Origin of the sequence: Chryseobacterium salviniae, from assembly GCF_035819015.1 — a bacterium.
GTDB classification, from domain to species: Bacteria; Bacteroidota; Bacteroidia; order Flavobacteriales; family Weeksellaceae; genus Chryseobacterium; species Chryseobacterium salviniae.
On record NZ_JAYLAA010000017.1, the window covers coordinates 40,494 to 47,972 of the forward strand.

A 7,479-nucleotide genomic window follows, 5' to 3' on the forward strand; every position below is an offset into this window, starting at 1 on the left:
CCCTAAATAATAATTAAGGTTTTTTAAATGTTAGGATAAATGAAGTGCCTTCCGGCGAACTTTCGTATTCGACATCACCGCCGATTCTCTTCATAATTCTGTGCACAATAGATAGCCCTACTCCGTTACCTTTGAATTTTTTGGCATTATCCATCCTGTTAAAGATTTTAAACATTTTATGTTTGTTTTCTTCAGGAATACCGATTCCGTTGTCTGAGATTCTGTAGATTACCATCTCGCCCTGTTCGGAACCTTCAATCTCCACCACCGGTTTTTCCTGTTGGGAAGAGTATTTTATTGCGTTGTTGATGATGTTTAAAAATACCTGATGGAGCATGGTCTTATCAGCAAGTACTTCCGGACAAGCTTTAATGATAACTTCACTTTTCGGAGTGCCGAAAGTAATTTTAGCGTTCTCACAAATCTTTTCTATGGTTTGAAGCGTTGCAAGCTTTTCAAGCTGAATTTCGCTGTGTTTGGCACGGCTTAATTGTAAAACGTCGTGCATCATTTCCGCCATACTGTCGATCTCTTCAATAATGGAATTGATTTTGTTGCGGCTTTTCTCAGATTCGTCTATCAGAGTTTTAAGAAGCATCTGTGCGTTCAGCTTCATTACCGTGAGCGGCGTTCCCAGGTCATGGGAAATGGTGTATGAAAAACTGTCGAGTTCTTCATTTACTTTTTTAAGCTCGTCGTTGAGCCTTTTAATCGTATTATAATCTTTGTGTAATGCTTCTAAAATAAGATCCCGTACCGCCTGGAGCGCCAGGATATTCCTGGAATTCCATCTGGTTGAGCTTCCTTTAATATCTTCGGTAAATATTTTGAAAGAGTTTCTTGGGGAAACCACCATTTTTTCTTCGCCGTTTTCATTGACTACCTGAATTTTCTTTTCCGGATTTCCTGCCCAGTTGATATGTTCATCAAATTCTTTACGGAACCAGATCAGTATATTATTTTTATTTCGTTCCATGAAATAAATGATAACACCGGCAGTCTTTTCATCCAGACCAAGCTGTTGGCCGTAGTCTTTCAGGAAAGTTCTGCTGAGGTAAATGTTGTCTTCAATATTTTCATGAGCCCATTTTGCAATTTTACTGATAGCAGATTCATCCGGCGTGCTTCCGTCCTTAATGATTTGTTCATCTGCAACAACTGCCAGTCCATCGGCTTCAAGAAGCTTCCTGATCTCTGTCTTATTCTCCGTTAAAGATTCAAGTAAAGTATCGTATTTTAAAAATTCAGATTTTAAGCGAAGCACCTCTTCATTAAGCTCCAGGCGGTAATTCAGCTCACTTTTTGCTTTAAAGGATGAAAATGCATTGGATGCCAGTGCCGTGAAAATCCCGGCCTGAACCCGGTCTTCAAGGTCAATATGCTTCGGCTCCGAATTCTGGCAGGTGACAAGGCCCCAAAGATAATCATCAATAATAATGGAAACACTGAAGCTTGAAGAAGCACCCGAATTTTTGATGTACTGCCCGTGAATGGGAGACATTGCCCGTGAGGTTGAATACGTAAGGTCTATATTTTCCTTCTTTTTGCTTAACAGCGGTACCGGTTCTGCATGCACATTGCTGAAAATTCTTTTTCTTTTTTTAAGGTAAAGTTCCCTTGCCTGGATAGGGATATCGGATTCAGGATAGTGAAGCCCAAGATAGCTTTCGAGATTATTGTTGTTTTTTTCAGCCACAACTTTTCCCGAACCGTCCATCATGAATTTATAGACCATCATACGGTCATAATTCACAATTTTTGATAATATATTAAGAAGCTGATCCCAAATTTCGTGTTCATTTTCAACAATGTAAAAATTATCGTATTTATTGGTAATCTGCTTGTTGGGATTTACAAGAACTTTTTCAAATTCAAGAAAAATATTCCCCCTGTTTCTAAAGGCAAAAAAATGATACTGTTCTTTACCTATCAAGACTTTATCGAAAAATGTTTCGTTATCTCTTCTTGTAAAATCAGGTAGGGATTTATAAATATCGGAGTTAATAATACTGCCGAAAATTTCCGGAAAATCCGTAAGCTTTTTATCAAAAAGTTCTTCGGAACTTCCGATTGTAAAAATATCCTCGATATTCTTGCTGAAAAAAGTGATGGAATGAGATTCTGCGTCAATGCCAATCAGATAGCCAAAACTTTGTATATAGCCCGGAATATGGATAGGCTCTTCATGACACTCTACAAAATTCATATAATACTTTGACTAACCAAATATAAAGAAAATTTTAAAGCTGAAATACTTTTTTAAATGAAAGACATACCACACGATAAAAAAAATTGAATTTTTCTTACTATAAATTGGATAAATAAGATTAAAATAAGAAAATCGCGTCTTTTAATTTCAGTTTAAATACTTTATTTTCAGTTAAATACATTTTTTTATTTAGACTTATTTTAAAATAGCCATGCCTGCTGCTGAAATACATCGGCCAACAAGAAAGATACTTACACTTCTTTTTCGAAGTACAGCATGTAATATTTCCCTTTTTCATCTTCTCCCTGTGCGATTTTCTGGCGGTCGCCATGGATGTAAATATGGAAATTCTTATCTAATTTTATAATGCTTTTAAAATGCCTCTGGGTCTTTTTTACAGCGGTTTCATTGATAGGGAATTCTTCTGCAATATTGATCTGCATATCCTGCTCATAATCGGTTTTAAAATTCACGAAGCTTTCTATTACATGCTCATCCTGAAGTACTTCCTTATTAAAATCATCCAGATTAAACTCTTCTTTTTCTTTGAAGAAATTGATGGATTTATTCAGAAAATCTGCCTGGTCTGCCCTGGAAACTTCAAATTCCTGCGGGAGCTGCTTGGTGATGTAATCTTTGTAAACCATAAGCGCTTCCTGAGTATGAAAGTATTCATCATCGCGTTGTTTTACCTTCAGGAAATCTTCAAACCAGTAGTACATATCCCCATTTTTGTTGTTATCGACTACTGAAAGCACATATCCTGTTTCTTTATCGTTGTTGTAAATAAGGGCAGCCTTATCAATTTTGGAGAGCCCGATTCCCTGGTCTTTTTCTATCACGAAACGGTCTTCCTGCGGAGAAATTTTAAGGAAAGATTCTCTTTTTTCCATTTTAAAGATTCCGATTTTGTCCACTTTTTCAGTGCCTTCTCTTTCGTCTTCAAAATAAACAATGAATAATTCTCCTCCCTGAACTCTTGGGTTTTCGGCTGCTTCAAAAAGGTGTTTGGCAATATTTTCCGCTTCCCAGAGAAACTTGGCTTTGTCATCAAAAATTTCAGATACAGAGCTGTACACGGGATTATTCACCAGATAAGAATCGCTGTAAAAATGGAATGTCTCTTCTGATTTAAAAGAACCCAGAAAATAATTTTCCAGCAGCTCTGCCATTCCTTCATCCAACTGCAGCTCTTCCTGAGAAAGCATTAAAGATTCTCCGTTGATTTTATTTCCTACTCTGTGCATTACGATTTTTGAAAACATCTCCTGAATATTTTGGACTGCAAAGATATTAATAATATCATACAATTAACAGTATTTCATTTTGACAAAAACCTTATCAGTTTGATATGGTTTTTCTGTTGGCCGGACGCTCTGCCTATAAAATAATATTTTGATTATCAAAACAATATAAAACAACATCCCACACAGGCCCGGAATTTGGCATTATGATTGTGAATATTTAAATCAAGACAATGAACTTAAAGACTTTAGACCGGATCAATCCCTCAAAACGAATCAAAAGCAGAAAGTCCAAAGCCCAGGATTGCATAAAAACATACCATCTGCTTCTTATTATATTTCCGGTGGTTGTCATTATAAGTGCATTAATTAAAATATTGTAACCAAATCACAAAATATATGAACTATTTACAGGCCACTCAGGAAATAACCGCTGCAATACCCGAAATATGCAACGACCTTAAGGAAACAAAAATCCAAAACTCGTATCACATCATAGGTTTTTTAACGGAAAAGATGAAAACTATGATCCGGCAGAATGATACAAGCTGCTTACTGAAATGTGTTGAAAAAATGAACGAATTGTATAGCAATGGTGATACCATGATGAAAAGCGCAATTGAAAATTCTTTTGTGTATTCACTGGACAGCTGCACCGCTTTCTGTAGTAAAGAATACCGCGATATGATTTTTTCCCATCTTTCCCCTATGCTTCAAAAAGTGTATGCCAGACAGATTTATAGTCATAGTATCTGATTCAGTACATTCCCAGCTTTTTTATACAAGACATTAAAAAATTAAAACAACATTTATGAAATCAAAAATAAGAAGAATATCAGATTGGAAAACATATAAAAACTCAGTAAAAAGACATGATATCGGAATTCTTGCCACACATATTGCCGTGATTATCGGGGCTTTTATTTTTGTAGCGTTTCTATAAACTTTGGTACGATTTTCGTGTAAGTAAAGTACTTGAAATTAATTATGATGAATGCTACGATGCAAACTATTGATCAAAAAATAGCTGTTGAATATTTAAAGTTTTTTTATCCGCCTTTACGCACCGAAATTTCACAACTTTCCATTCAGGATAATTTCGCAGGTATTATTCAGGCAACTATCAATTATTTAAAAAGTCTTCTGTTGGAGGCAAAGATAAATATCATTTCCCATCACATGAAGCTTATGCACCTGATCTACCGAAACGGCAATTCTTATATAAGGGATATTATTGAAAATCTTTTTGTAAGATCCTTTGAAAGCTTTAAAAAACATACTAAAATTCAGCATTGGGAACTTCTGTATCAAAATATGCCGGTAAGCTTCCAATTTATCTATGAAGATCAGCAACAGCAGGATAAAATATTTTTTGGTAAATAAAATATTCCAAAATAATTACAGCGAAACCTTTGGTTTCGCCGTAATTATTTAAATTAACCTTTGATTATCTGAAATTCATGTATGAAAAGCTTTAGATTAAACTATATAATTAATTCTCATGTATTTTTATCCTGAAAAAGCAGCTGAAAACACTATTAACAACAAGTTATTCTCTATTAATAAATTTCATATTCAATAGACTTTATCTTAGAAAATAAAAAGGATTGCCTAAATTAATAGACAATCCCTTTTTTTAATCATTTATTAAAATGATCTAAGAAGTATGAAAATTATTTCTTAATGAATTTGAAAGTTTGCATACCGCTTTCTGTAAATACCTGAATCAGATACATTCCCTGAGGCAAAGCTTGAACATCAATACTTCTTTCTCCTGACTGCATTTTCTTTTCAGTTACTTTTCTTCCGTCAGCAGCAATAATTACTGCTTTGGTAATCACTTCCTGTCCGCTGATATTCAAAATATCTCTCACAGGATTAGGATAAATCTGAAGTTGAGATTTTGATTTTGTATTATCAGCTACACCAAGCGTACTGTTGATTGCCAACACTGCCAGAGAAACCGTAGACTCACAAGAACCTACTGTCTGCGTCGCATAGTAAGTGGTATTATTTACCAAAGCTGTACTGAGTGGGAGACTGTTTACATGGTTCTGTGCGTCTGAAGACGAAGCATACCATTTGATATTCTGACCGGTTACCACCAAAGCACTCAGAGTACTTCCCGGAGCAAAATTCTGAGGTGATACTCCTGTCGGAGCAGCTATCGGAGCAGATTGCGTAATAGTGAATGTTCTGGTTAATGTACATGCATTGGCATCTGTAACAGTCACAGTATAGGTTCCGGCGGATAGTCCTGTAGCCGTTGCTGCAGTTCCTCCTGATGGAGACCATGAATACGTGTAAGGTGCTGTTCCTCCTGAAACGTTAACAGTTGCTACTCCTGTAGATCCGCCATTACATGCGATATTCGTCTGGGAAGTTGTAGCACTTAGAGCTGTTGGCTGCGTTACTGTTGCGTTAACTGTTCCTGTACATCCGTTCGCATCCGTGATGGTTACGGTGTACGTTCCGGCTGCTAACCCTGTTCTGTCTTCGGTTGTGATTCCGCCACCCCAGTTAAAGGTGTAAGGTGCTGTTCCTCCTGCTGGTGTTAAATTGATCGCACCATTGGAAGCGCCGTTACATGCTACATTCGTTACTACCGTTGTGCCGCTTACTGCGCTGGCAGGCTGCGTAATAGTGAATGTTCTGGTTAATGTACATGCATTGGCATCTGTAACAGTCACAGTATAGGTTCCGGCGGATAGTCCTGTAGCCGTTGCTGCAGTTCCTCCTGATGGAGACCATGAATACGTGTAAGGTGCTGTTCCTCCTGAAACGTTAACAGTTGCTACTCCTGTAGATCCGCCATTACATGCGATATTCGTCTGGGAAGTAGTCGCACTTAGAGCCGTAGGCTGCGTTACTGTGGCGTTAACTGTTGCGGTACATCCGTTTGCATCCGTGATGGTTACGGTGTACGTTCCAGCTGCTAACCCTGTTCTGTCTTCGGTTGTGATTCCGCCACCCCAGTTAAAGGTGTAAGGTGCTGTTCCTCCTGCTGGTGTTAAATTGATTGCTCCATTGGAAGCGCCGTTACATACTACGTTGGTTACTACCGTTGTCCCGCTTACTGCACTGGCAGGCTGCGTAATAATGAATGTTCTGGTTAATGTACATGCATTAGTATCTGTAACAGTCACAGTATAGGTTCCGGCAGATAGTCCTGTAGCCGTTGCTGCAGTTCCTCCTGATGGAGACCATGAATATGTATAAGGTGCTGTTCCGCCTGAAACGTTAACAGTTGCTACTCCTGTAGATCCGCCATTACATGCGATATTCGTTTGGGAAGTAGTCGCACTTAGAGCCGTAGGCTGTGTTACCGTTCTGCTTACTGTTGCGGTACATCCGTTTGCATCCGTGATGGTTACGGTGTACGTTCCAGCTGCTAACCCTGTTCTGTCTTCGGTTGTGATTCCACCACCCCAGTTAAAGGTGTAAGGTGCTGTTCCTCCTGCTGGTGTTAAATTGATCGCACCATTGGAAGCGCCGTTACATGCTACATTCGTTACTACCGTTGTGCCGCTTACTGCACTGGCAGGCTGCGTAATAGTGAATGTTCTGGTTAATGTACATGCATTGGCATCTGTAACAGTCACAGTATAGGTTCCGGCGGATAGTCCTGTAGCCGTTGCTGCAGTTCCTCCTGATGGAGACCATGAATACGTGTAAGGTGCTGTTCCTCCTGAAACGTTAACAGTTGCTACTCCTGTAGATCCGCCATTACATGCGATATTCGTCTGGGAAGTAGTCGCACTTAGAGCCGTAGGCTGCGTTACTGTGGCGTTAACTGTTGCGGTACATCCGTTTGCATCAGTGATGGTTACGGTGTACGTTCCAGCTGCTAACCCTGTTCTGTCTTCGGTTGTGATTCCGCCACCCCAGTTAAAGGTGTAAGGTGCTGTTCCTCCTGCTGGTGTTAAATTGATTGCTCCATTGGAAGCGCCGTTACATACTACGTTGGTTACTACCGTTGTCCCGCTTACTGCACTGGCAGGCTGCGTAATAATGAATGTTCTGGTT

General features: G+C 38.7%; 6 protein-coding genes. 3 read left to right on the forward strand and 3 right to left on the reverse strand.

Features of this window, described 5'->3' with window-relative positions:
* Positions 1-13: 13 nt before the first annotated feature.
* Together SOP96_RS03825 and SOP96_RS03830 are read right to left on the reverse strand one after the other, a co-directional pair.
* Positions 14-2,206: an ATP-binding protein gene (locus tag SOP96_RS03825; protein ID WP_326319865.1), complete on the reverse strand. Its 2,193-nt coding sequence runs from the start codon at positions 2,204-2,206 to the stop codon at positions 14-16.
* Between the two features lie 254 nt (positions 2,207-2,460).
* Positions 2,461-3,474, reverse strand: coding sequence for a nucleoid-associated protein (locus SOP96_RS03830; protein WP_326319866.1), 1,014 nt, complete (start codon positions 3,472-3,474; stop codon positions 2,461-2,463).
* Positions 3,475-3,852: 378 nt separating this feature from the next.
* Between SOP96_RS03830 and SOP96_RS03835 the strand changes: the two genes are divergently transcribed.
* Genes SOP96_RS03835 through SOP96_RS03845 form a run of 3 tightly spaced genes read left to right on the forward strand, consistent with a single transcriptional unit; the run spans position 3,853 to position 4,836 of the window.
* Entirely contained in the window at positions 3,853-4,209 is a 357-nt protein-coding gene (locus tag SOP96_RS03835; protein ID WP_326319867.1) for a DUF7674 family protein, read from the forward strand.
* Between the two features lie 55 nt (positions 4,210-4,264).
* Positions 4,265-4,396 (forward strand): hypothetical protein, encoded by a 132-nt coding sequence (locus tag SOP96_RS03840; protein ID WP_326319868.1) that lies wholly within the window; start codon positions 4,265-4,267, stop codon positions 4,394-4,396.
* A gap of 44 nt (positions 4,397-4,440) precedes the next feature.
* Entirely contained in the window at positions 4,441-4,836 is a 396-nt protein-coding gene (locus SOP96_RS03845) for a DUF7674 family protein (protein ID WP_326319869.1), read from the forward strand.
* 290 nt (positions 4,837-5,126) lie between these two features.
* Here the strand turns inward: SOP96_RS03845 and SOP96_RS03850 are convergent.
* A partial coding sequence (locus SOP96_RS03850) for a T9SS type A sorting domain-containing protein (protein WP_326319870.1) occupies positions 5,127-7,479 on the reverse strand: 2,353 nt, incomplete at its 5' end.

What these genes read in the sequence shown, in the direction of transcription:
- SOP96_RS03825 (WP_326319865.1), bottom strand. Translation starts at nt 2,206, where the DNA reads ATGAATTTTGTAGAGTGTCATGAAGAGCCTATCCATATTCCGGGCTAT.
- SOP96_RS03830 (WP_326319866.1), bottom strand. Translation starts at nt 3,474, where the DNA reads ATGTTTTCAAAAATCGTAATGCACAGAGTAGGAAATAAAATCAACGGA.
- SOP96_RS03835 (WP_326319867.1), top strand. Translation starts at nt 3,853, where the DNA reads ATGAACTATTTACAGGCCACTCAGGAAATAACCGCTGCAATACCCGAA.
- SOP96_RS03840 (WP_326319868.1), top strand. Translation starts at nt 4,265, where the DNA reads ATGAAATCAAAAATAAGAAGAATATCAGATTGGAAAACATATAAAAAC.
- SOP96_RS03845 (WP_326319869.1), top strand. Translation starts at nt 4,441, where the DNA reads ATGATGAATGCTACGATGCAAACTATTGATCAAAAAATAGCTGTTGAA.